This window comes from Allobosea sp. ASV33 (assembly GCF_016428755.1).
In the GTDB taxonomy this organism is placed as follows: domain Bacteria; phylum Pseudomonadota; class Alphaproteobacteria; order Rhizobiales; family Beijerinckiaceae; genus Allobosea.
Map to the genome: position 1 here is coordinate 108,646 of NZ_JAELTI010000003.1, position 21,890 is coordinate 130,535.

The window sequence follows — 21,890 nt, forward strand, 5'->3', positions numbered from 1 at the left end:
ATGGCGTCCTTCTATGGCTTCGAGCCGCAGAACCCGCTCTTCCTTGGCACGGCGCAATACCCGTCGCCCGCCATCCTGGCCGAAGCGGTGAAGCGCTCGGGCGTCGAGGTCGTCACCGTCTCGCTGCGGCGGGAATCGTCGGGCGGCGCCGGACAGGCCTTCTGGGCGCTGATCCGCGAGCTCGGCGTCAAGGTGCTCCCGAACACCGCCGGTTGCCACACGGTGAAGGAGGCCGTCACCACCGCGCAGATGGCGCGCGAAGTCTTCGGCACGGACTGGATCAAGCTGGAGGTGATCGGCGAGGACGACACGCTCCAGCCGGACGTGATCGCGCTGGTCGAGGCCGCCCGCATCCTCACTGACGACGGCTTCAAGGTCTTTCCCTACACGACGGAGGACCTCGTGGTCGGGGGGCGCCTGCTCGATGCCGGCTGCGAGGTCCTGATGCCCTGGGGCGCGCCGATCGGGTCGGGCAGGGGGCTTAACAACCCCTATGGCCTGCGCAGCATGCGCCAGCATTTCCCGGATGTGCCGCTGGTCGTCGATGCCGGTATCGGCCTGCCCTCCCATGCCGCGCAGGCGATGGAGCTGGGCTATGACGGCATCCTGCTCAACACGGCGGTCGCCAAGGCCGGCGATCCCGCCGCGATGGCGGAAGCCTTCGCGCTTGCCATCCGCGCCGGCCGCCAAGCCTTCGCCGCGCAGCCGATCGAGGCGCGCGACATGGCCGCTCCCTCCACGCCCGTCATGGGCAAAGCCTTCCTGGCCTGAAAGACTGACTCCGCATGAAGCTCGATCCGTTCTACCCCATCTTCGACAGCGCCGATTGGCTGGAGCGGATGCTGCCGCTCGGCGTCAAGCTGGTGCAATTGCGCGTCAAGGACCGCCCCGAGACCGAGGTTGCGCGCGAGATCGCCCGCGCGAAGACGCTGTGCGCCGCGGCCGGTTGCGTGCTCGTCGTCAACGACTACTGGAAGCTCGCCATCGCCGAGGGCTGCGGTTTCATCCATCTCGGCCAGGAGGATCTCGACGACGCCGATCTCGGCGCGATCCGCAAGGCCGGCCTCAAGCTCGGCATCAGCAGCCATGACGAGCCCGAGCTGGAGCGCGCGCTGGCGGCCGGCCCCGACTATATCGCGCTCGGCCCGGTCTATCCGACGATCCTGAAGCAGATGCGCTTCGGCCCGCAGGGGCTGGAGCGGGTGACCGAGTGGAAGCGCCGCATCGGCGATCTGCCGCTGGTCGGCATCGGCGGCATTTCGCTGGAGCGGGCGCCGGGCGTCTTCGAGGCTGGCGCCGACATCGTTGCGGCGGTGACGGACATCACGCTGAATGCCGATCCCGAGGGGCGCCTGAAGGCCTGGGTCGCGGCGACGCGGGAGCGCCTTTCTCCCGCTTCCTGAACGCTGTCATCCCGGACAAGCGGCGAAGCCGCGCCGATCCGGGATCCATCGTAGAGCGCCGAGCCCTCCGATGGATCCCGGGTCTGCGCTACGCTTGCCCGGGATGACGCCGCGGTTCCGGCGCCTCAGCTCTCCGCCTCGGCCGACATCGTATGCCCGTCGACATGGCCGAGGCTGCGCTCGGGGTCGAGTCGGTCGCGCACGCGTTGCTTCAGCACCTTGGAATCCGGGAAGCCGCCATCGGCCTTGCGGTCCCAGATCAATTCGCCGTCGTAATGGATCTGGAAGATGCCGCCGGTGCGCGGGATCAGCGCGACCTCGCCGAGATCCTGCCCAAAGGTCGAGAGCAGCTCCTGCCCGAGCCAGGCTGAGCGCAGCATCCAGTTGCACATCGAGCAATAGGTGATGGCGATGCGGGGGGCGGGCTTGGTCTGGGTCATGATCGGTCACCGAAACAGGAGGTCGCCTCCGACATCCTGCTTCATGTGCCCCAATGCAAGCCCGAAAGCTGCATGGCCGACCGGCAGGAAAATCCGATCTAAGTCTTTGTTTCGAATAAATAAAATGAGGGCGTTCAGATCTCGTCGATATAGCGGCGGCGCAGATGCGCCTTGAACACCGAGGCGTCGAGCGGGCGGCCGGTCGCCTCTGTCAGCAGCTCGTCGGTCGGGAGCAGCGAGCCCTTGCCGTGGATATTGGCCCGCAGCCAGCCGACCAGCGGGCTGAAATCGCCCTTGCCGATGCCGGGCAGGATCGCAGTTTCGGCCTTGCAGGCGGAGTCGAAGATCTGGGCCGCGGTCATCGCACCCAGCGTATAGGTCGGGAAATAGCCCCAGCCGCCGGACGGCCAGTGGATATCCTGCAGGCAGCCGAGGCGGTCGTTGGGGACGGTGACGCCGAGCAGGGACTTCATCCCCGCATTCCAGGCCGAGGGCAGTTCCGCGAGCGGCATCTCGTCGGCGATCAGCGCCTTCTCGAGCCGGTAGCGCAGGATGACATGGGCGGGGTAGGTGACCTCGTCGGCATCGACGCGGATGAAGCCGGGCTCGACGCGGGTATAGCGATGCCACATCGCCTCGGCTTCCCACGAAGGACCCACACCTCCAAAACTCTCGCGCATCAGCGGTGCGGCGTAAGTCAGGAACTGGCGCGAGCGGCAGGCCTGCATCTCCATCAAGAGCGACTGGCTCTCATGCAGGCTCATGCCGCGCGCCGCGCCGACCGGCTGGTTGAGATAGGCTTGCGGCCGGCCCTGCTCGTAGAGCGCATGGCCCGTCTCGTGCAGCACCCCCATCAGCGCCTTGGTGAAATCGGCCTCGTCATAGCGCGTGGTGATGCGGACGTCGTTATCGGCCCCGCCGCAGAACGGATGGGTCGAGATGTCGAGCCGGCCGCGCTCGAAATCATAGCCGAGCGCCGCCATGAACTTGAGACCGAGCGCCCGCTGCGTTTCGGTGGCGAAGGGCCCTTGCAGCGCAGCCAGGGCCGGCCGGCGCGCCTGCACGGCAAGCGCCTCCTGCGTGAAGCCGGGCAGGAAGGCGGCGAGGTCGTCGAACAGCGCATCGATCTTGGCGGAGCGGCCGCCGGGTTCGTAATCGTTGAGCAGGGCGTCGTAGGGCGAGAGCCCGAGCTTCTCGCCTTTGGCTCGGCCGATCTGGCGCTGCAGGTTCAGGACCTCGGCAAGATAGGGCAGGAGGCCGGCGAAATCGGCATCCGCCCGCGCCTGCCGCCAGCGCATCTCGCAGGCCGAGATGGCCTTGCTCGACGCTTCCACCAGCTCGGAGGGCAGGGCGGTATCGACAGTCCAGACCCGCCGGATCTCGCGCAGGTTCGCCTTCTCCCAGGCGCCGAGACTGCCGTCGTTGTCAGCCTTGTCCAGCCAGTCCCCGATGCGGGCATCGGTCGAAAGGCCGTGGCGCATGACCTGGAGCAGGGCCATGCTCTCGGCCCGCGTCTCGGCCGCGCCCTTCGGCATCATCACGTCGTTGTCCCATTGCAGGATGCCGATGGCGTTCGACAGCGCCGCGATGCGGCCGAAATGGGCGGAGAGGTCGGAATAGGCGGTCATGCGGGCTCTCTGGACAGGGGCTGACATGAAAAAGAAGGGATTCCGTCATTCCGGACAAGCGGCGAAGCCGCGCCGATCCGGAATCCATCGAAGGGCCCCGCACTCTACGATGGATTCCGGGTCCGCGCTTCGCTTGCCCGGAATGACGGGGCTACGGCAAATTCAGCCGAACAGCTTCGAATACTGCCGCGGCTGCGAGCGCAGATACTGGTTCGGCGCCTTGACGCTGGCGCCGAGCTGCGCCGCGGCATGCCAGGGCCAGCGCGGGTCGTAGAGGATGCCGCGCGCCAGCCCGATCAGGTCGGCCTCGCCGGTGCCGATGATCGCCTCGGCCTGCTCCGGCTCCGTGATCAGGCCGACGGCGATCGTCGCGATGCCGGTCGCCTGTTTCACCGCCCGCGCGAACGGCACCTGGTAGCTCGGGCCGAGCGGGATCTTCTGCGCGGCCGAGAGGCCGCCGCTGGAGACATGGATGAAGTCGGCGCCGTGGGCCTTGGCCGCTTCCGAGAAGGCGATGCTCTGCTCGATATCCCAGCCGCCCTCGACCCAGTCGCTGCCCGAGATGCGGAAGCCGACGGGGAAGCCCGTCGGAACGACCGCGCGCACCGCGTCCAGGACCTCCAGCGGGAACCGCATGCGGTTTTCGAGCGAGCCGCCGTAATCGTCCTCGCGCCGATTGGAGAGCGGCGACAGGAATTGGTGCATCAGATAGCCATGCGCGCCATGCAGCTCGATCGCCGCCAGCCCGAGCCGCACGCTGCGCCGCGCCGACTCCGCGAAGGCTTCGACGAGCCGGGCGATATCGTCGCGGGTGAGGGCGCGCGGCGGCCGCGGATAGGTTTCGAAGCCGACATCCGAGGGCCCCTCGACCGTCCAGCCGCCTTGGTCGAGGCCGAGCTGGCCGCCGCCCTTCCAGGGCTGGGCGACCGAGGCCTTGCGGCCGGCATGGGCGAGCTGGATCGCGATCGGCATGTCCGACCAGCGGCGGGCGGCGTCGAGCGCCTTGCCGAGCGCGGCCTCCGTCTCGTCGGACCAGAGACCGAGGTCGAAGGGGCTGATGCGCCCGTCCGGCTCGACGGCCGTCGCCTCGACGATGAGAAGCGCGGCGCCCGACAGCGCGAGATGGCCGAGATGGATGGTGTGCCAGTCGGTGGCGCAGCCGTCCTGTGCCGAATACTGGCACATCGGGGCGATGACGATGCGGTTGGCGAGCGAAAGGCCGCCGAGCTGATAGGGGCTGAAGAGCTGGCTCATGATGGGAATAGGTCTCGGAAGGGGGCAGGTTTCCCGCACAGTCTAGAAGCCTCCGCGCGGCCAAGGCCAGTGGTCCTCGCGCAAACGCGATGCCCGATGCGTGCAGATGCACCTCGCGACACCCGCGATCCCGATGCTAGCCTCGCGAGGACAATCCGCGCGCTCCGGAGACCGCCATGCCTGACACGTCCGACACCGTCCTGCTGACCCGGGATGGCGGCGTCGCCATCCTGACGCTCAACCGGCCGGCACAGTTGAACGCCATCGATGCACCGATGGCGGCGCTCTTCCTCGCTCACGTCAAGACGATTGCAGCGAGCGGCGATGTGCGCGCGATCCTGCTGCAGGGGAATGGCCGTGCCTACTCCGTCGGGGGAGACATCTCGCAATTCCTCGCCGGCGGCGATGTCGCGGCCGGCATCGAGGCGATCATGGCCCCGCTGCACGAGGCGCTGTGCCTGCTCGATTCCCTGCCGCAACCTTCGGTCGCCTGTCTGCACGGGGCCGTCGCGGGCGGCGGTTTCAGCCTCGCGCTTGCATGCGATCTCGCCATAGCGGCCGACGATGCGCGCTTCACCATGGCCTATTCGCGAATCGGTGCGACCTCCGATCTCGGCGGCACGTACCGGCTCGCCCGCCTCGTCGGCCAGCGCAAGGCGCGCGAGATCGCGCTTCTGGCGGATGTGTTCGGGGCAGCCGAGGCGCTGGATATCGGCCTCGTCAATCGCGTCGTGCCGGCCGCAGCGGCGCGCGACGAGGCTCTGGCGCTGGCGCGTAGGCTCGCGGCAGGGCCGACCCAGGCCTATGGCCGGATCCGGACGCTGCTGGCGGAGGCCGAAGATGCAGCACTCGCCCAGCATCTCGACGCCGAGCGCGATGCCTTCCGCGCCACGACCGCGACAGCCGATTTCCGCGAGGGCGTGACCGCATTCCTGGAAAAGCGCGCGGCGGTCTTCACCGGCCGATAGTCGCGGCGGCGCTCGGCCGGTTCGCACCGCAGGAACGCCGTTCGCTGGGACGGAAGTGTCCTCGTATCCCTTCTAGCATTTCCAGCCTTTCTGCATGCGGCGTCACCTTTGCGTGTGCGCTGCACAAACCTCTCGTCAAATTGCCGTAATCCGACATATGATAAGCGGGCTTACGGTTGGGAGGCCTGTCGATAATGAAGCGACCCCTGCGGCGGGAACTCGTGTTCCAGCTCGTCGAAACCTCGCGGCTGCTGCGGACCTATGTCGAGCAGCGGGCGCGCCAGCACGGCACGACGCGGGCGCAATGGGGGGTGATGTCGCGTTTGCGGCGGCAGGAGGGGCTCAATCAGGCCGCGCTCGCCGACCAGATGGACTTGCAGCCGATCTCGCTCGCACGCCTGCTCGACCGCCTGCAGAACCAGAACCTGATCGAGCGCCGCGAAGACCCGACCGATCGCCGGGCCTATCGCCTCTATCTCACGACGGAAGGCCGATCGCTCGTCGATGATTTGGATGCCGTGCGGACCGACATCGCCCATGAAGTGCTGGGCGATGTCGACGAAACGTCGATCCTGTCTGCGCTCGAAACGCTCTCTGCGATCCGTGAGCAGACCCGCACCCGAACCGAAGACAAGGCCCCGGCTTCCGCCGGCCATGCTGCCTGAGCAAGTGGACAGACAATGAAGCGTTCAGGATTGGTCACCGGCGTCGTCATCGCCGGCCTTGCCGCGGGCGGGATCTGGTATTGGCGCACGCATGCGCCGGAGACGTCTCAAGTCGCGCGCGGCGGTCGGGGAGACGGCGGGGCGGTCGCAGTGATCTCGGCTGCCGCGATTCAGGCGGATTTCCCGGTGCGCAAGCACGCCATCGGTTTCGTCGAGACGCCGGCGAGCGTGCTCGTGCGCTCGCGCATCGACAGCCAGATCATGACGCAGAACGTCGTCGACGGGCAGTTCGTCAAGGCCGGCGACCTGCTCTTCACCCTCGACGATCGCGACATCAAGGCCCAGATCGCCAAGGACGAGGCGACGCTGGCGCGCGACGAGGCGACCCATACCCGCAACCTCGCCGATCTCGACCGCTACAAGCAGCTCCTGGTGCGCAATGCCGGCACGCAGGTGCAGGTCGACCAGGCGATCGCCGACGAGAAGAGCTCCGCCGCCAGCATCCAGGGCGACCACGCCACGCTCGACGCGGACCGGCTCAAGCTGGGCTACACCCGCATCACCGCTCCGATCGACGGGCGCGTCGGTGCGGTGCAGGTCACGCCGGGCAACCTCGTCAATGCCGCCGCCAACAACAGCGGCACCGGGCTCCTGACGATTACCCAGATGAAGCCGCTGCGCGTCTCCTTCGCTCTCCCCGAGAGCGAACTGCCGACCTTGCAGGGCGCGCTCGCCGCGGCCAAGCCCGTGCCGGTGACGGCCCGCGTCCCGAACGCCAAGAGCCCGCCCGCCGAGGGCAAGCTCAATTTCGTCGATTCCTCCGTCGACATCACGTCCGGGACGATCACCGCCAAGGCCGCCTTCGCCAATGACGATCTCACCCTCTGGCCCGGGCAATATGTCGATGTCGAGATCATCCCCGATACTCTGGCCGGGGTCACGGTGATCCCGACCGTCGCCGTGCAGACCGGGCAGAAGGGCTCTTACGCCTTCGTCGTGAAACCGGATTCCACCGTCGACCTCAGGCAGATCAAGGTCGCGCTCAGCGACGGCGACCGCACGGCGGTGACGGAAGGCATCGCGCCGGGCGAGCGTGTCGTCGTCGACGGCCAGATGCGGCTGAAGCAGGGCACACCGGTGCGCGAGCGGGCGGCGACGGGCGAGAAGCCGCCGCAGGCGACGCCGGTTGCGGAGGGCGCGCGCTCATGAACGTCTCCGGTTTCTGCATCCGCCATCCTGTCGCGACCATCCTCATGTCGGTCTCGCTGGTCCTGGCGGGGCTGTTCGCCTGGCGCTTCCTGCCGGTCGCGGCGCTGCCTCGCGCCGAGTTTCCGGTCGTCAACGTCTCCGCCCAATTGCCGGGCGCCTCGCCAGACACGATGGCGACCTCGGTCGCGACGCCTCTGATCAAGCAGTTCGGCACCATCGCCGGCATCGACTCGATCTCGACGATCAATTCGCAGGGCTCGACCTCGATCGCGATCCAGTTCGTGCTGAACCGCAATATCGACGCTGCCGCTGCCGACGTTCAGGCCGCGATCACCCGCACCCAGCGGCAATTGCCGATCGAGATGACGACGCCGCCGAGCTATCGCAAGGTGAACCCGGCCGATGCGCCGATCATCCTGCTGGCGCTCAAAAGCGACGTGGTGCCGCTCTCGCAGCTCGACGCCTTCGCCCAGCAGGTGATCTCGCCGGCGCTCTCCACCGTCGATGGCGTCGCGCAGGTGCTGATCTGGGGCAGCCAGAAATACGCGGTGCGCATCCAGATCGACCCGACGGCGCTCGCCGCGCGCGGCATCGGCCTCGATGAATTGCAGGCGGCGATCACCGCGACCAACGCCAACACGCCGGTCGGAACGCTCCAGAACACGGCCCAGCAGCTCACCATTCAGGCGCAGACGCAGCTCGCCAACGCCGCCCAGTTCACCAATGTCATCATCACCACGCGCTCGGGCAAGCCGGTCCGGCTCGGCGACGTCGCCAAGGTGATCGACTCCGTCGAGAACACCCAGACCCGCAGCACCTATGACGGCATGCCCGCGATCGTGCTTGCCGTACAGCGCCAGCCCGACGCCAACACTGTCGAGGTCGTCGACCGCGTCAAGGCGATGATCCCGTCCTTCGAGGCCCAGTTGCCGGCGGCGGCTTCGCTCTCCCTGCTGAACGACCGCTCGACCTCGATCCGCCAGGCGGTGGACGACGTGCAGTTCACCCTGCTCCTGACCATCGCGCTGGTCATCATGGTGATCTTCGTCTTCCTGCGCCGGGTTGCAGCGACCTTCATCCCGGCTGTCGCTGTGCCAATCTCGATCATCGCGACGCTTGCCGCGATGTACATGCTCAATTTCTCGATCGACAATATCTCGTTGCTGGGTCTGACGCTCTCGGTCGGCCTCGTCGTCGACGACGCCATCGTCATGCTCGAGAATATCGTCCGGCACATGGAGGAGGATGGCCTCTCCGCCTACGAGGCCTCGCTCAAGGGCGCCGGCGAGATTGGTTTCACGATCATCTCGATCTCGCTTTCGCTGGTCGCGGTCTTCATCCCCGTGCTGCTGATGGGCGGCGTCATCGGCCGAATCTTCAACGAGTTCGCAGTTGTGGTGACGGTCTCAATCCTGGCCTCCGCCTTCGTCTCACTGACGCTGACGCCGATGCTCTGCTCGCGCCTGCTCTCCGGCTACGGCGAACATCACGAGGAGAACCTTGTCGGCCGTTGGCTTGAGAAGGGATTCGACGCCATCGTCCGCGGCTACGATCGCGGACTCGCCTTCTGCCTGCGCGTCCAGCCCCTGATGCTGCTCGCCTTCTTCCTCACCATGGGCGGCAGCGTCTGGCTGCTCCAGAGCGCGCCGAAGGGCTTCTTCCCGCAGGAGGATATCGGCCAGCTCCAGGTCACGACCGAGGCCCGGCAGGACATCTCCTTCGATGCGATGCTGAAGCTGCAATCCGAGGTCGCGGACATCTTCCGCAAGTCGCCCTATGTCGCGCATGTCGCCTCGTCGGTCGGCGGCAATGGCAACGGCGGTAGCGCGCTCAATTCCGGGCGGCTCTTCGTCGAGCTGAAACCGCTGGACGAGCGCCCGAAGTTGCAGCAGGTCCTCGGTTCGCTGCGCCGTGACCTCGGCCAGGTGCCGGGCATCAACGCCTATATGGTGCCCGTCCAGAACCTGAACATCGGCGCGCGCTCCTCCAAGAGCCAGTACCAACTCGTCGTGCAGGGGCTCGATCAGGGGCTGATGAACGACTGGGCCCTGCGCCTGGCCGATGCGATGAGCCGCGATCGCTCGGTCTTCGCCGACGTCACCACCGATCTCCAGAACAACGCGCTCCAGGCGACGGTCGTCATCGATCGCGACAAGGCCAATGCGCTCGGCGTCGGCTCCGACATCCTGCGCTCGACGCTATATTCCGGCTTCGGCGTTCGTCAGGTCTCGACGATCTACACGGCCGGCGACAGCTATCAGGTGGTCGTCGAGTTCAATCCGAACGAGCATTGGAGCCCGGAGCGGCTGAACGCCATCCGCGTCCGCACCAAGTCCGGCACGCTGGTGCCGCTCGGCGCCATCGCCCGGATCGAGCGGACAGCCGGCCAGCTCACGGTCAACCAGCTCGGCCAGCTTCCGGCGGTGACGATCTCCTACAACCTGCCGGCCGGCGTCGCGCTCGGCGACAGCGTCCTGCGCATCGAGGCGATCAAGGACCACCTCAACCTGCCCAAGTCGATCACGACTACGCTCGCCGGCACCGCCAAGACCTTCCAGGACTCGCTGGCCAACCAGGGCCTGCTGATCGCCGGCGCGATCCTGACGATCTACATCGTGCTCGGCATCCTCTACGAGAGCTTCATCCACCCGCTGACAATCCTGACCGGCCTGCCTTCGGCGGCGGTCGGCGCGCTCGGGGCGCTCAGGCTCTTCGATCTCGAGCTCTCGGTCATCGCCATCATCGGCCTGCTGATGCTGATCGGCATCGTCAAGAAGAACGCGATCATGATGATCGACGTGGCGCTCGTCCTGCTGCGCGAAGGCATGTCGGCGCAGGACGCGATCCACAAGGCCTGCGTGATGCGTTTCCGCCCGATCCTGATGACGACGCTGGCGGCGCTGATGGGCACCTTGCCGATCGCGCTCGGCGCCGGCGCCAGCGCGGAGCTGCGCCAGCCGCTCGGCATCGCCGTGGTCGGCGGCCTGATGATCTCCCAGGTGCTGACGCTGTTCATCACGCCCGTCCTGTTCCTCTACATGGACAGGCTTTCGGGAGGGCTGGTGAAGCTCGGCGGCTTTATCCGCGGGGCGAAGCACACGCCGCCCGTGACGCATCCGGCGGAGTGAGGAGCGAGAAGCGCGCGCGCTTCGTTATGGCCGGGCTTGTCCCGACCATCCACGTCTTCATCCATGCCGTGCGGTGTTCAAGGCGTGGATGCTCGCCACAAGGGCGAGCATGACGCTTCCGGATCAACGCCGAGGCGTGCGCCTCAGGCCGCGTCCAGCCCGTAAAGCGAGTGCAGCGTGCGCACCGCCAGCTCGGTATAGGCCGAGTCGATCAGCACCGAGAACTTGATCTCGGACGTCGTGATCGCGCGGATATTGATGCCCTTCTCGGCCAGCGCGCGGAAGGCGCGGGCCGCGACGCCCGCATGCGAGCGCATGCCGACGCCGATCGCCGAGATCTTCACCACGTCGGTCGCGCCCTGGATCTCCTGGTAGGAGATCGTCTCGTGCTTGCTCTCGAGCAGCGTGCGGGCGCGCTCGTAATCGGCGGTCGGCACGGTGAAGGTGATGTCGGTCGTCGCCTGGTCGTCCGAGACGACCTGGATGATCATGTCGACATTGATATTGGCATCGGCGAGCGGGCCGAAGATCGCCGCGGCGACGCCGGGCTTGTCGGCCACGCGGCGGAGGGTGATCTGGGCTTCGTCCCGGGAGAAGGCGATGCCGGTGACGATCTGCTGTTCCACGATGTCGTCCTCGTCGCAGATGAGGGTGCCAGGATTGGGGTTTTCGGGGTCGTCGAAGGAGGAGCGCACATAGGTCGGCACGCGCTGCGTCATGGCGATCTCGACCGAGCGCACCTGCAGCACCTTGGAGCCGAGCGAGGCCATTTCGAGCATTTCCTCGAAGGAGACCTTGTCCATGCGCCGGGCCTTCGGGACGATGCGCGGGTCGGTGGTGTAGACGCCGTCGACATCGGTGTAGATGTCGCAGCGATCGGCCTTGAGCCCGGCGGCGAGCGCGACCGCGCTGGTGTCGGAACCGCCGCGGCCGAGCGTGACGATGCGGTGCGTGCGCGGGTTGACGCCTTGGAAGCCGGAGCAGACCGCGATCTCGCGATTGCGATCGAACCCGGCCAGGATGCCGGCGCCGTCGACGCTCTCGATCCGGGCCGAGCCATGCGCGTCGGAGCCGTAGAGCGGAATCTGCCAGCCCTGCCAGGAGCGCGCCGGCAGGCCCATTTCCTGAAGAGCGATCGCCATCAGCCCGGAGGTGACCTGCTCGCCCGAGGCGACGACGGTGTCGTACTCGGCCTGGTCATAGATCGGCGCCGCTTCCTTGCACCAGGCGACGAGCTCGTTGGTCTTGCCCGACATGGCGGAGACCACGACCGCGACCTGATGGCCGGCGTCGAACTCGCGTTTGACGTGGCGCGCCGCGTTCTTGATCCGCTCGACAGTGGCGACTGAGGTGCCGCCGAATTTCATCACCAGACGGGCCATGACGGTCTTTTCGATAGCTGCCCCGGCTTGGGGCCGGGTCGAAAGGTCGCCCTCGCACTTGCAGCGGGGCGGGTGTAGATGACGGGCGACAGGCGCGGTGTCAATGCGGCATCGCATAAGCGAAGGACCGGTTCATGGCGGCTGCGACCCAGCGCACAGGCTCGACGATCGACCCGGCCGAGGTCGCCCGCTTCGATGCGATCGCCCGCGACTGGTGGGATCCGAAAGGCCCCATGGCCGTCCTGCACAAGTTCAATCCGGTCCGGCTCGCCTTCGTCCGCGACGAGGCCTGCGCCCATTTCGGGCGCGATCCGAAACGGATGCGCGCCCTCGACGGCCTGAGCCTGGTCGATATCGGCTGCGGCGGCGGCGTGCTCTCCGAGCCGCTTTCAAGGCTGGGCGCGGAGGTCACGGGCCTCGACCCGGCGCCGACCAACATCGCCGTCGCATGCGCCCATGCCGAGAAGAGCGGCCTTGCGATCGATTATCGCGAGGAGACGATCGAGGCGGTCGTGGAATCCGGCAAGCGCTTCGACATCGTACTCGCGATGGAGGTCGTGGAGCATGTCGCCGATGTCGAGGCCTTCGTCGCGGCCTGCTGCGCCGCGGTGAAGCCGGACGGGCTCCTGGTGATGGCGACGCTCAACCGCACGCTGAAATCCTATGCGCTCGCGATCGTCGGCGCCGAATATGTCCTGCGCTGGTTGCCGAAAGGCACGCATGACTGGGAGAAATTCGTGACGCCGGCCGAGCTCGGCGGCGCGATCGAGAGCAACGGCTTCACGTTGGGAACAGAGACCGGCGTGGTCTTCAATCCGCTGACCGGTCGCTGGAGCGCCTCGCGCGACATGGACGTGAACTACATGCTCGCGGCCAGCCGGGGTGGCCGGGCCTAGCTCCCGCTCTTCGCCGCGGAGAGCGACGAGCTCGCCGCAAGAAGCTGTTGCAGAAGCTCGGCGGGCAATATCTCCGCCACCTTATTCTGCGCCTCCTGCCAGGCCGGCAACGCTGCCTGCAGGCGCCTGAGCCCACCCTCGGTCAGCCAGACGGCGCGGCGGCGCAGATCCTTCTCGACCGTTGCGATCTCGATCAGCCCGTCGCGTTCGAGCCCACGCAAATTCCGTGACAGCGTCGAGGGATCGAGCCCGGCCCGCTCGGCAATCGCGGCCATGCGATCGTCTTCGTTCGTCGCGATCACCGCCAAGAGGCCGAGCTGCGCGATGCTCAGCCCGCTCTCCTGCAAGGCCTCGTCATAGATCTGCGTCACCCGCCGCGCCGCTTGCCGGACGGTCAGGCCCGCGCAACCGGCAGTGAGCCTGCGCACCTCGTCCCGCAATCCGCTTGTTTTCATCATGGCGAATCGGAATTTACATGTAGATACAATAATTGCATATACATCTAAATGTTCGCCGAGGAGCCGCCATGCCCATCGACATCCTGAGCCGCGTCGGAGGTACCTCGCTGCTGCCGCTGCGGCGGATCGTGCCGGCGAACGGCGCGCGCATCCTCCTCAAGATCGAAAGCGAGAATCCCACCGGCAGCATGAAGGACCGCGTGGCGCTGGCGATGATCGAGGCGGCCGAGCGCGATCGGCGGCTGAAGCCGGGCGGCAGCGTCGTCGAATATACCGGCGGCAGCACCGGCGTTTCGCTGGCGCAGGTCTGCGCCGTGAAAGGCTATCGCCTGCATATCGTCACCTCCGATGCCTTCGCCCGTGAGAAGCTGACGCACATGCGTCTTCTTGGCGCCGAGTTGACGGTGATCCCCAGCGAGTCGGGCCGCATGACCGAAAAGCTGACGAAGGACATGATCGAGGCTGCCCGCGTCATCGCGGCCGAGACCGGCGCCTTCTGGACCGACCAGATGCGCAATACCGACCAGCTTTCGGCCTATGACAGGCTGGCGGTTGAGATCTGGGAGCAGACCGGCGGGCGCATCGATGCCTTCGTCCAGAGCGTCGGCACGGCCGCCTCCCTGCGCGGGACGGGCGAGGCGCTGTTAAAGCGCGACCCGAAGATCGCGCTCATGGCGGTCGAGCCGGCCGAATCCGCCGTGCTCTCGGGCGGCCCGACCGGCGCGCACAAGATCGACGGCGTCGGAGCCGGCTATGTCGTGCCGCTCTGGCGGGCTGATCTCGTCGACGCGATCGAGCCCGTCTCGACGGCCGAGGCGACGGCGATGGCCTTGCGGCTCGCGCGGGAGGAGGGGCTGTTCGCGGGGACATCGACAGGCGGCAACGTCACGGCCGCCTTGCGCCTCGCGGAGCGGCTCGGCGCCGGCGCGACCATCGTCACGGTGATGTGCGATACCGGGATGAAATACCTCAACAGCTTCGGCGGGAAGCTCGACGGCTGACGCTTACGGCCGGAATACCGCCAAGGTTATCAGTAGCAGCAGGCCGGAGCCCGTCGCGACGACGGCCCGCACGGCCTCGGCCGGAAAGCGCGTCGGAATCCCGTAGCGATGCCAGAGCCAGGCGCCTGCGAAGGCGCCGACGAGCAGGATGCCGGCATTGAACATCGTGCCGAAGCCGCCGTCGTCGAGCAGCAGGTCCGCGAACCAGCCGAACATCATGGCGCCGAGCACGATCATCGTGACGACCAGGATCAGGGACAGCAATGGCAGGTCGGGCAGGCCGACCATCATCAGCAGACCGCGCATCATGTCTCCCTAGAGCATCGGCCCGAAAGGCGGGGAACGGCTTTCGGAAAGGCCGATGCAAGATCAGAAGCCCGGCACATCGGACCGAATGCGGCATTCAGCCCGATGCGCCAAGGCTGCGCAGGCCCACAGGATCGCGGCAAACGATGAAGAAAGCGCAAGCGCCGGAAAGAAAGTGTTTTGCGCTGCGGCGTGATTCCTTAGGTTAATGGCGCAGCGCAGCATATGATGCATGATCGGCATCCCATACCGCCGACGAGCTCCGGGCTGGGCAACGACGGAAGAGAGCAGGGAGACGACCATGTTGAAGTCGCAGGCCGCCGTGAAGCCGCTCAAGGATCTCTACGAGCTCGACGAATTGCCGCCGCTCGGTCATGTCCCCGAGAAGATGTATGCCTGGGCGATCCGCCGCGAGCGCCACGGGGCGCCGCAGGAGAGCTTCCAGGTCGAGGTCGTGCCGACCTGGTCGATCGGCGAGGAGGAGGTGCTGCTTCTCGTGATGGCCGGCGGCGTCAACTACAATGGCATCTGGGCCGGCCTCGGCCAGCCGATCTCGCCCTTCGACGTCCACAAGGCGCCGTTCCATGTCGCCGGCTCCGATGCCTCGGGCATCGTCTGGGCCGTGGGCTCCAAGGTGAAGCGCTGGAAGGTCGGCGACGAGGTCATCGTTCACTGCAACCAGGACGACGGCGACGACGAGGAGTGCAATGGCGGCGACCCGATGTTCTCGTCGACCCAGCGCATCTGGGGCTACGAGACGCCGGACGGCTCCTTCGCCCAGTTCTGCCGCGTCCAGTCGCGCCAGCTCATGCACAAGCCGAAGCACCTCGCCTGGGAGGAGGCCGCCTGCTACACGCTGACGCTGGCCACCGCCTACCGCATGCTCTTCGGCCACGCCCCGCATACGATCAAGCCTGGCGACAACGTCCTCGTCTGGGGCGCCTCGGGCGGCCTCGGCGTCTTCGGCGTCCAGCTCTGCGCGGCCTCCGGCGCCAACGCCATCGGCGTGATCTCGGACGAGACCAAGCGCGACTATGTGCTCGGCCTCGGCGCCAAGGGCGTGATCAACCGCAAGGATTTCAACTGCTGGGGCCAGATGCCCAAGGTCAACTCGCCCGAATACAACGAGTGGACCAAGGAGGCCCGCAAGTTCGGCAAGGCGATCTGGGACATCACCGGCAAGAAGGATGTCGACATCGTCTTCGAGCATCCGGGCGAGGCGACTTTCCCGGTCTCCTGCCTCGTCGCCAAGCGCGGCGGCATGGTGGTGTTCTGCGCGGGCACCTCGGGCTTCAACATCACCTTCGACGCCCGCTATGTCTGGATGCGGCAGAAGCGCGTCCAGGGCTCGCATTTCGCCCATCTCAAGCAGGCGAGCGCGGCCAACCAGTTCGTCATCGACCGGCGCATCGATCCCTGCATGTCCGAGGTCTTCCCCTGGGATAAGATCCCGCTCGCCCATCACAAGATGTGGAAGAACGAGCATGCGCCGGGCAACATGTCGGTGCTGGTCTATGCGCCGCGCACGGGCCTCAGGACTTACGAGGATGTCGCCGAGGCGCTTGCGGGCTGAGGCCTGCTCCATTTTCGCGGAAACGCGCCGTCATCCCGGACGAGCCGCGAAGCGGCGCCATCCGGGATCCATCATAGGTCACTGCGCTTGACGATGGATCCCGGGGCAAGCCCGGGATGACGGCGCGCTTCCGCGTCAAATCCGATGCCAGACACGGCGCTGAATCACGACCTTACGTGCGGCAGCACCTGCTCGCTCAGGCGGCCCGCTCGCTGGCGTTCACCGCTTCCATGCGTTGCAGGAAAGCCTCCACGGAGATGGTGAGCGATCCCGCCACCTCGGCCATGACCTCGGCTGCCTGGCGGGCCTTCTCGATCTCGGACTTCGTCTCGCCCACGGCGCTGTAGGCCTGCTCGACACGCTCGGTCACCTGACGGCTGTGATCCGCCGCGGAATCGATGTTGCTGGAAATGGCTGCGGTCGCGGCCCGCTGCTCCTCCACGGCGGAAACGATGGCGTGCGTGACCTCGTGGACGTCGAGCACGGCCCCGCGGATCGCCTCGATCGAGCGCGTCACATTGGAGGCCGAGGCGCCGATCGCGCCGATCTTGGTGATGATCTCGTTGCTCGCCTCGGCTGTCTGCGCGGCCAGGCCCTTGACCTCGGCGGCGACGACGGAGAAGCCGCGGCCGGCCTCGCCGGCGCGCGCCGCCTCGATCGTCGCGTTCAGGGCGAGCAGGTTGGTGCGCCCGGCGATCGCCTGGATCATCTCGACGATGCCGGTGATGCCTTGCATCACGCCCGCGAGCTGGGCGATGTCGTTCATCGCCGTCGCGCTGATCGAGACGGTGTCGCTGATCACGGTTCCCGCGCGGTAGGTCCGCTCGCCAATCAGGGTGATCGCGTCGTTGAGCTGGCCGGTGCTCGCGGCGATGGCGTCGATCTCGCCGGTGGCGCTCGCTGCGGCGATGCGCGCCGCCCCTGCCTGGCTCGCGGTCGTTTCCGCCGTGCCGGACAGCGAAGCGGCGCTGGCCGCGATGCCCCGGGTTTCCCGCCGGACGACATCCTGGAAGCCAGCCATGGACCGCCGGAAGGTGGCCACGATCTCCATGAGCTCGCGGTGTCGCCGGCTCGCCTCGTCGCGCTCCGCCAGTGCGGCGTGCTGGAGCTGGGCCCGCTCCCGGCTGCTTTCGATCGCGGCATTGCGGCCCCGCACCGCCTCGGTCAGCGTCACGCCATAAGCGGTGACGTGGCGGGTCATGAACGCGAGATAGAGCACGAGCAATATGGCCGCCGTCAGCGCCGTTCCGGCCGAGTGCTGGGCGAAGGAGAGAACGGCGATCGTGCTGAGCGTGACGCCGTAGATCAGCGCCGCACCGGGAACCACGACGAAACGCGTCATGCCGCTGGCGATCATGCCGGTGATGACAAGGCCGATCGCGATGTTCTCGCGGGGATCCATGGTCGCGCCGGCGATCCATGGCAGCACCCCCCAGATCAAGCCAAGAACCGGCGCCCGCAGGTGCACGATCCGCGTCGGCCATGGCGAGCGCTCATGCAGGCGTCCGCGCCAGGCCGCGATATCGAGCCCCATCGACAGCGAATAGGCGGCCGTGGCCGCAACCCAGCCGATCAGGACCGGCTCGCGATCTGGACGCCACAGCAAGGCTGCCACGGCGACGACGGCGGCGAAGTTCAGGATCGCCGAGGCGAACGCGTTCCGCGCGAAGGTGGCGAAGCCTTCATGCTCGCTGTTCAGCAGCTCTGCGTCTTGGGCGGGGAGGGGGGAAGAATTGCTGGGCATCGTCACTGTGTTCGATCGAAAACGACATTGCGTCAGCGGCGTTGACGATTGGTTGACGATGCGGAAGGGCCCGTGTCGCACTTTGTTAAGAATTGCGGCCCGGCTCTTCAGTTGCCGCATAACCGGTTGCAGAACGCAATCGGTTATCCTATGCAAGGGCAGCTCAAGCCGATGCAGGAGGAACCCGTGTCCCTCACGCTCTACGCCCATCCGTTCTCGTCGTATTGTCAGAAAGTGCTGGTGGCGCTCTACGAGAACGCGACGCCGTTCGCCTATCGCCAACTCGGCATGGACGACCCTGAAGCCGGCGCCGAATTGGCCAGGCTGTGGCCGCTGAACAAGATGCCGGTGCTCGTCGATAGCGACGTGCCCGTCGTGGAATCGAGCGTCATCATCGAGCATCTCGATCTGTTCCATCCGGGCCCGGCCCGGCTGGTGCCGGCCGACGCCAAGCAGGCGCTGATGGTGCGGATGATGGATCGCGTCTTCGACAACTACGTGATGACGCCGATGCAGGCGATCGTCTTCGACCATCTGCGCCCGGCCGACGACCGGGATCCCTTCGGCGTGGCCCGGGCCCGTGAGAAGCTGGAGGATGCCTATCGCTGGCTTGATGGAGCCCTGGCCGGAAGGCAATGGGCCTGCGGCGACGCCTTCAGCCTGGCCGATTGCGCGGCGGCGCCCTCGCTGTTCTATGCCGACTGGGTCCACGAGATCGGCCAGGCCTTGGGGAACCTGCGCGCCTACCGGTCTCGATTGCTGGCGCGGCCTTCCTTCGCGCGCGCCGTCGAGGAGGCCAGGCCCTTCCGCGAGCTGTTCCCGCCAGGCGCGCCCGATCGCGACTGAGATGCGCGCATCCCCGGCCAAAGCATGGGCAGGGCGCGTTGGCGCTCTGTCTGCCGCGGCCGATCGGCGCTAGAGACGGCGAAGCCCGGCGGTTTCAGGTTCCGATGTCCTCGCCTTTCATCCTGCGCACGATCCCGCTCATCTTCACCTTGCTCTGGTCCTCGGGCTGGGTGGTCGCGGGCTACTCGGCCCGCTATGCCGATGCGCTGACCTTCCTGGTCGTGCGCTTTGCCTGTGCGGCGCTGATCGTCTCCTTACTGGCGCTGGCGACGGGCGCGCCCTGGCCGCGCGGCTGGCGCGCGCTGCGCAATGCCGCGATCTCCGGCATCCTGCTGCATGGCATCTATCTGGGCGGCGTCTGGTGGGCGGTGCGCCATGGTCTGCCGGCCGGCATTTCCGGCCTCATCGCCGGCCTGCAGCCGGTGCTGACGGCACTCTTCGCACCGGCCCTTCTGGGAGAGCGCATTTCCCCGATCCGCTGGCTCGGCATTCTCTGCGGCTTCATCGGCATCGCGCTGGTGCTGGAGCCGCAGCTCGCGGGCGTTCAGCCGGCTGCGCTCTGGGGCGTCCTCGGCCCGGTCCTGATCAACGTGATCGGCATGTTCTCGGTGACCTTCGGCTCGTTCTATCAGAAGACGCATCTCTCCACCGGCGATCTGCGGACGGTGACGGCGATCCAGTATGTCGCGGCCTGCCTCGTCGTTCTGCCTTTCGCCTATGCCTTCGAGCCGATGCGGATCGAGTGGAACCTGACCATGTGGCTGGTCCTCGCCTGGTCGGCCCTCGTGCTCTCGCTGGGAGGCATCGGGCTTTACTTCTACATGCTCCGGCGCGGCGAGGTCTCGCGCATCGTCACCTTCCTCTATCTCGTCCCGGCCCTGGTCGCAGTCGAGGCCTGGCTGCTCTTCGGGGAGACGCTGACCCCGCTCCAGATCGGCGGCATGGCCGTGACGATCCTCGGCGTCGTGCTCGCCAGCCGGAAATAGGCTTCTCCCCATAAAGGAGGGTTTCGGTTTCCTGTGATCTCCCCTTATGCTGCGTCGCAACAAAGGGAGGGTCGAAGACCATGAACGCCAATACGGCCGCAAAGGCTGAGAATCGCGCCAATGCGATCGAACTGATCGCGGCGGCGCTCCCCGGTTTCGAGACCCTGTTCCACGAGGCCGTTGCCGCGGTGCGGCAGAAGGTTCTGGTCGACGGTCGGATCTCCTCGGCACGGCTGGAGGCCGAGCAGCACGCCGCCCACGGCCTGTCCTGGCTCGCGACCTATGTCACGGCTCTGCGCGAGCTCAAGGCCTATGGCGAGCGCCTCGAGGCGGAAGGCCGTTACGGCGCCGTCGAGGACTACGCGTTGCGCATCGGTGCCGGCGAATATGCCGCCCAGATATTCGGCGGCATTCCGATGAGCCAGGGCGAGATTCTCCGCCTCCCGGCACTCGGCCTGTCGCAGAAGGCGGTCGCCGCCGCCTGTTCCGATGCCGCCGAGGCCCTGATCGCCGAGGGCAACACGCCGGAGAACCGCGCCCGCTTCGTCGCGCTGTTCAGCCAGGACCAGGGCGCGGCCAGCATCGGCGATACCGGCCTCGACGAGACGCTGGAGGCGATCCGCTCGGAAATGCGCCGCTTCTGCGCCGCCGAGGTCACACCGCATGCCCATGAATGGCACCTGGAGAACGAGTACATCCCGATGCCTGTGGTCGAGAAGATGGCCGAGCTCGGCGTCTTCGGCCTGACGATCCCCGAGGAATTCGGTGGCATGGGCCTGTCGAAGGTCTCGATGTGCGTCGTCTCGGAGGAATTGTCGCGCGGCTATATCGGCGTCGGCTCTCTCGGCACCCGCTCGGAGATCGCGGCCGAGCTCATCCTCTGCGGCGGCACGCCCGCGCAGAAGGAAAAATGGCTGCCGAAGATCGCTTCCGGCGAGGTTCTGCCGACCGCCGTCTTCACCGAGCCCAATACCGGCTCCGACCTTGCCTCGCTGCGCACCAAGGCGGTGAAGGAAGGCGATGTCTGGAAGGTCCATGGCAACAAGACCTGGATCACCCACCCCGTCCGTGCCGACATCATGACGCTGCTGGTGCGCACCGACCCGTCCGAGCCCGGCTACAAGGGCCTCTCGATGCTGATCGCCGAGAAGCCGCGCGGCAGCGATGCGGATCCGTTCCCGGTCGAGGGTCTGACCGGCGGCGAGATCGAGGTGCTCGGCTATCGCGGCATGAAGGAATACGAGCTCGCCTTCGACGGCTTCGAGGTCCGGGCTGAGAACCTGCTCGGCGGCGTGCCCGGCCAGGGCTTCAAGCAGCTCATGCAGACCTTCGAGGCGGCCCGCATCCAGACCGCGGCCCGCGCCATCGGCGTGGCGCAATCGGCCTTCGATCTCGGTTTGCGCTATGCGCAGGAGCGCATCCAGTTCGGCAAGCCGCTGATCGCCTTCCCGCGTGTCGCCGACAAGCTCGCGATGATGGCGGCCGAGATCCTGATCGCCCGCCAGCTCACCTATTTCGCGGCCCGCGAGAAGGATGCCGACCGGCGCTGCGACCTCGAGGCCGGCATGGCCAAGCTGCTCGGCGCCCGCGTCGCCTGGGCGGCGGCCGACAACGCCCTGCAGATCCATGGCGGCAACGGCTTCGCGCTGGAATATCCGGTGAGCCGCGTGCTCTGCGACGCCCGCATCCTCAACATCTTCGAGGGCGCGGCCGAGATCCAGGCGCAGGTCATCGCGCGCCGGCTGGTGGAAGAATAGCCAGGGGCCTCAGAGCGAGGCGCGGGACGAATCCGGCAACATGCGCCGCAAGACACCGTCCTTGCAGATGAAATGGTGCCAGCATGCGGCGACGGCGTGGAGGCACGCGAGCGCGATCAGCGCATAGGCGGCCCATTCGTGCCAGGTGCGGATCGGGCGTGTGATGGCGCGCGGCTCCGCCGCCTGGAGTGGCGGCAAGGCGAACAGGCCGAAATCCAGGCCTTGTCCGCGCCTGACCGCATAGAC

General features: G+C 67.0%; 21 protein-coding genes. 12 read left to right on the forward strand and 9 right to left on the reverse strand.

From position 1 onward, the window contains the following. Both JHD80_RS01830 and JHD80_RS01835 read left to right on the forward strand, forming a co-directional pair. Positions 1–771 (forward strand): thiazole synthase, encoded by a 771-nt coding sequence (locus JHD80_RS01830; protein WP_199084659.1) that lies wholly within the window; start codon positions 1–3, stop codon positions 769–771. 14 nt (positions 772–785) lie between these two features. Beyond that, entirely contained in the window at positions 786–1,403 is a 618-nt protein-coding gene (locus JHD80_RS01835; RefSeq protein ID WP_199084660.1) for a thiamine phosphate synthase, read from the forward strand. Between the two features lie 125 nt (positions 1,404–1,528). On the opposite strand, the gene JHD80_RS01840 is transcribed toward JHD80_RS01835, so the two are convergent. The 3 genes from JHD80_RS01840 to JHD80_RS01850 form a co-directional block, all read right to left on the reverse strand. Next, positions 1,529–1,843, reverse strand: coding sequence for an Rdx family protein (locus tag JHD80_RS01840; protein WP_047580587.1), 315 nt, complete (start codon positions 1,841–1,843; stop codon positions 1,529–1,531). A 134-nt stretch (positions 1,844–1,977) separates the two neighbouring features. Beyond that, positions 1,978–3,471 carry a carboxypeptidase M32 gene (locus JHD80_RS01845; protein ID WP_199084661.1) on the reverse strand — a complete coding sequence of 498 codons (1,494 nt, stop codon included), beginning with the start codon at positions 3,469–3,471 and terminating at the stop codon, positions 1,978–1,980. A gap of 162 nt (positions 3,472–3,633) precedes the next feature. Next, complete coding sequence (locus JHD80_RS01850) at positions 3,634–4,725, reverse strand: NADH:flavin oxidoreductase/NADH oxidase (protein WP_199084662.1); 1,092 nt, start codon at positions 4,723–4,725, stop codon at positions 3,634–3,636. A gap of 176 nt (positions 4,726–4,901) precedes the next feature. On the opposite strand from JHD80_RS01850, the gene JHD80_RS01855 reads away from it, so the two are divergent. The 4 genes from JHD80_RS01855 to JHD80_RS01870 all read left to right on the forward strand — a co-directional run bounded on the left by JHD80_RS01855 (position 4,902) and on the right by JHD80_RS01870 (position 10,695). Continuing rightward, positions 4,902–5,693, forward strand: a complete 792-nt coding sequence (locus tag JHD80_RS01855; RefSeq protein WP_199084663.1) for an enoyl-CoA hydratase/isomerase family protein — start codon at positions 4,902–4,904, stop codon at positions 5,691–5,693. Between the two features lie 194 nt (positions 5,694–5,887). After that, positions 5,888–6,358, forward strand: coding sequence for a MarR family winged helix-turn-helix transcriptional regulator (locus JHD80_RS01860; RefSeq protein WP_199084664.1), 471 nt, complete (start codon positions 5,888–5,890; stop codon positions 6,356–6,358). 15 nt (positions 6,359–6,373) lie between these two features. After that, entirely contained in the window at positions 6,374–7,567 is a 1,194-nt protein-coding gene (locus JHD80_RS01865; protein WP_199084665.1) for an efflux RND transporter periplasmic adaptor subunit, read from the forward strand. Next, the gene (locus tag JHD80_RS01870; protein ID WP_199084666.1) at positions 7,564–10,695 is read left to right on the forward strand and encodes an efflux RND transporter permease subunit; all 3,132 of its coding nucleotides are present in this window, start codon (positions 7,564–7,566) and stop codon (positions 10,693–10,695) included. The genes JHD80_RS01865 and JHD80_RS01870 overlap by 4 nt, the downstream gene beginning before the upstream one ends. 143 nt (positions 10,696–10,838) lie before the next feature. Here JHD80_RS01870 and JHD80_RS01875 read toward each other — a convergent pair whose 3' ends face one another. After that, entirely contained in the window at positions 10,839–12,077 is a 1,239-nt protein-coding gene (locus JHD80_RS01875) for an aspartate kinase (protein WP_199084667.1), read from the reverse strand. A gap of 134 nt (positions 12,078–12,211) precedes the next feature. Between JHD80_RS01875 and ubiG the strand changes: the two genes are divergently transcribed. Beyond that, positions 12,212–12,973 carry a bifunctional 2-polyprenyl-6-hydroxyphenol methylase/3-demethylubiquinol 3-O-methyltransferase UbiG gene (ubiG, locus tag JHD80_RS01880; protein ID WP_199084668.1) on the forward strand — a complete coding sequence of 254 codons (762 nt, stop codon included), beginning with the start codon at positions 12,212–12,214 and terminating at the stop codon, positions 12,971–12,973. Here the strand turns inward: ubiG and JHD80_RS01885 are convergent. Next, positions 12,970–13,431, reverse strand: a complete 462-nt coding sequence (locus tag JHD80_RS01885; RefSeq protein ID WP_199084669.1) for a MarR family winged helix-turn-helix transcriptional regulator — start codon at positions 13,429–13,431, stop codon at positions 12,970–12,972. The two genes, ubiG and JHD80_RS01885, sit on opposite strands and share 4 nt — an antisense overlap. A 68-nt stretch (positions 13,432–13,499) precedes the next feature. On the opposite strand from JHD80_RS01885, the gene JHD80_RS01890 reads away from it, so the two are divergent. Then, complete coding sequence (locus tag JHD80_RS01890; RefSeq protein ID WP_199084670.1) at positions 13,500–14,432, forward strand: PLP-dependent cysteine synthase family protein; 933 nt, start codon at positions 13,500–13,502, stop codon at positions 14,430–14,432. Between the two features lie 3 nt (positions 14,433–14,435). Here the strand turns inward: JHD80_RS01890 and JHD80_RS01895 are convergent, their stop codons facing one another. Next, a complete protein-coding gene (locus JHD80_RS01895) occupies positions 14,436–14,738 on the reverse strand; it encodes a hypothetical protein (RefSeq protein ID WP_199084671.1) in 303 nt (100 codons plus the stop codon). Between the two features lie 63 nt (positions 14,739–14,801). Next, a complete protein-coding gene (locus JHD80_RS01900) occupies positions 14,802–14,972 on the reverse strand; it encodes a hypothetical protein (protein WP_199084672.1) in 171 nt (56 codons plus the stop codon). A gap of 67 nt (positions 14,973–15,039) precedes the next feature. On the opposite strand from JHD80_RS01900, the gene ccrA reads away from it, so the two are divergent. Then, positions 15,040–16,311, forward strand: coding sequence for a crotonyl-CoA carboxylase/reductase (gene ccrA / locus JHD80_RS01905; protein WP_199084673.1), 1,272 nt, complete (start codon positions 15,040–15,042; stop codon positions 16,309–16,311). Between the two features lie 196 nt (positions 16,312–16,507). On the opposite strand, the gene JHD80_RS01910 is transcribed toward ccrA, so the two are convergent. Next, positions 16,508–18,265: a methyl-accepting chemotaxis protein gene (locus JHD80_RS01910; protein ID WP_199084674.1), complete on the reverse strand. Its 1,758-nt coding sequence runs from the start codon at positions 18,263–18,265 to the stop codon at positions 16,508–16,510. Between JHD80_RS01910 and JHD80_RS01915 the strand changes: the two genes are divergently transcribed. From JHD80_RS01915 to JHD80_RS01925, 3 genes are all read left to right on the forward strand, one after another. Next, positions 18,242–18,901 carry a glutathione S-transferase N-terminal domain-containing protein gene (locus JHD80_RS01915; RefSeq protein WP_199084675.1) on the forward strand — a complete coding sequence of 220 codons (660 nt, stop codon included), beginning with the start codon at positions 18,242–18,244 and terminating at the stop codon, positions 18,899–18,901. The two genes, JHD80_RS01910 and JHD80_RS01915, sit on opposite strands and share 24 nt — an antisense overlap. Before the next feature lie 104 nt (positions 18,902–19,005). Then, positions 19,006–19,887 (forward strand): DMT family transporter, encoded by an 882-nt coding sequence (locus tag JHD80_RS01920; RefSeq protein ID WP_199084676.1) that lies wholly within the window; start codon positions 19,006–19,008, stop codon positions 19,885–19,887. An 80-nt stretch (positions 19,888–19,967) separates the two neighbouring features. Next, positions 19,968–21,644 carry an acyl-CoA dehydrogenase family protein gene (locus JHD80_RS01925; RefSeq protein ID WP_199084677.1) on the forward strand — a complete coding sequence of 559 codons (1,677 nt, stop codon included), beginning with the start codon at positions 19,968–19,970 and terminating at the stop codon, positions 21,642–21,644. Positions 21,645–21,653: 9 nt separating this feature from the next. Here the strand turns inward: JHD80_RS01925 and JHD80_RS01930 are convergent. After that, positions 21,654–21,890, reverse strand: a 237-nt coding sequence (locus JHD80_RS01930) for a cytochrome b (protein WP_199084678.1), incomplete at its 5' end; no start/stop codon positions are given.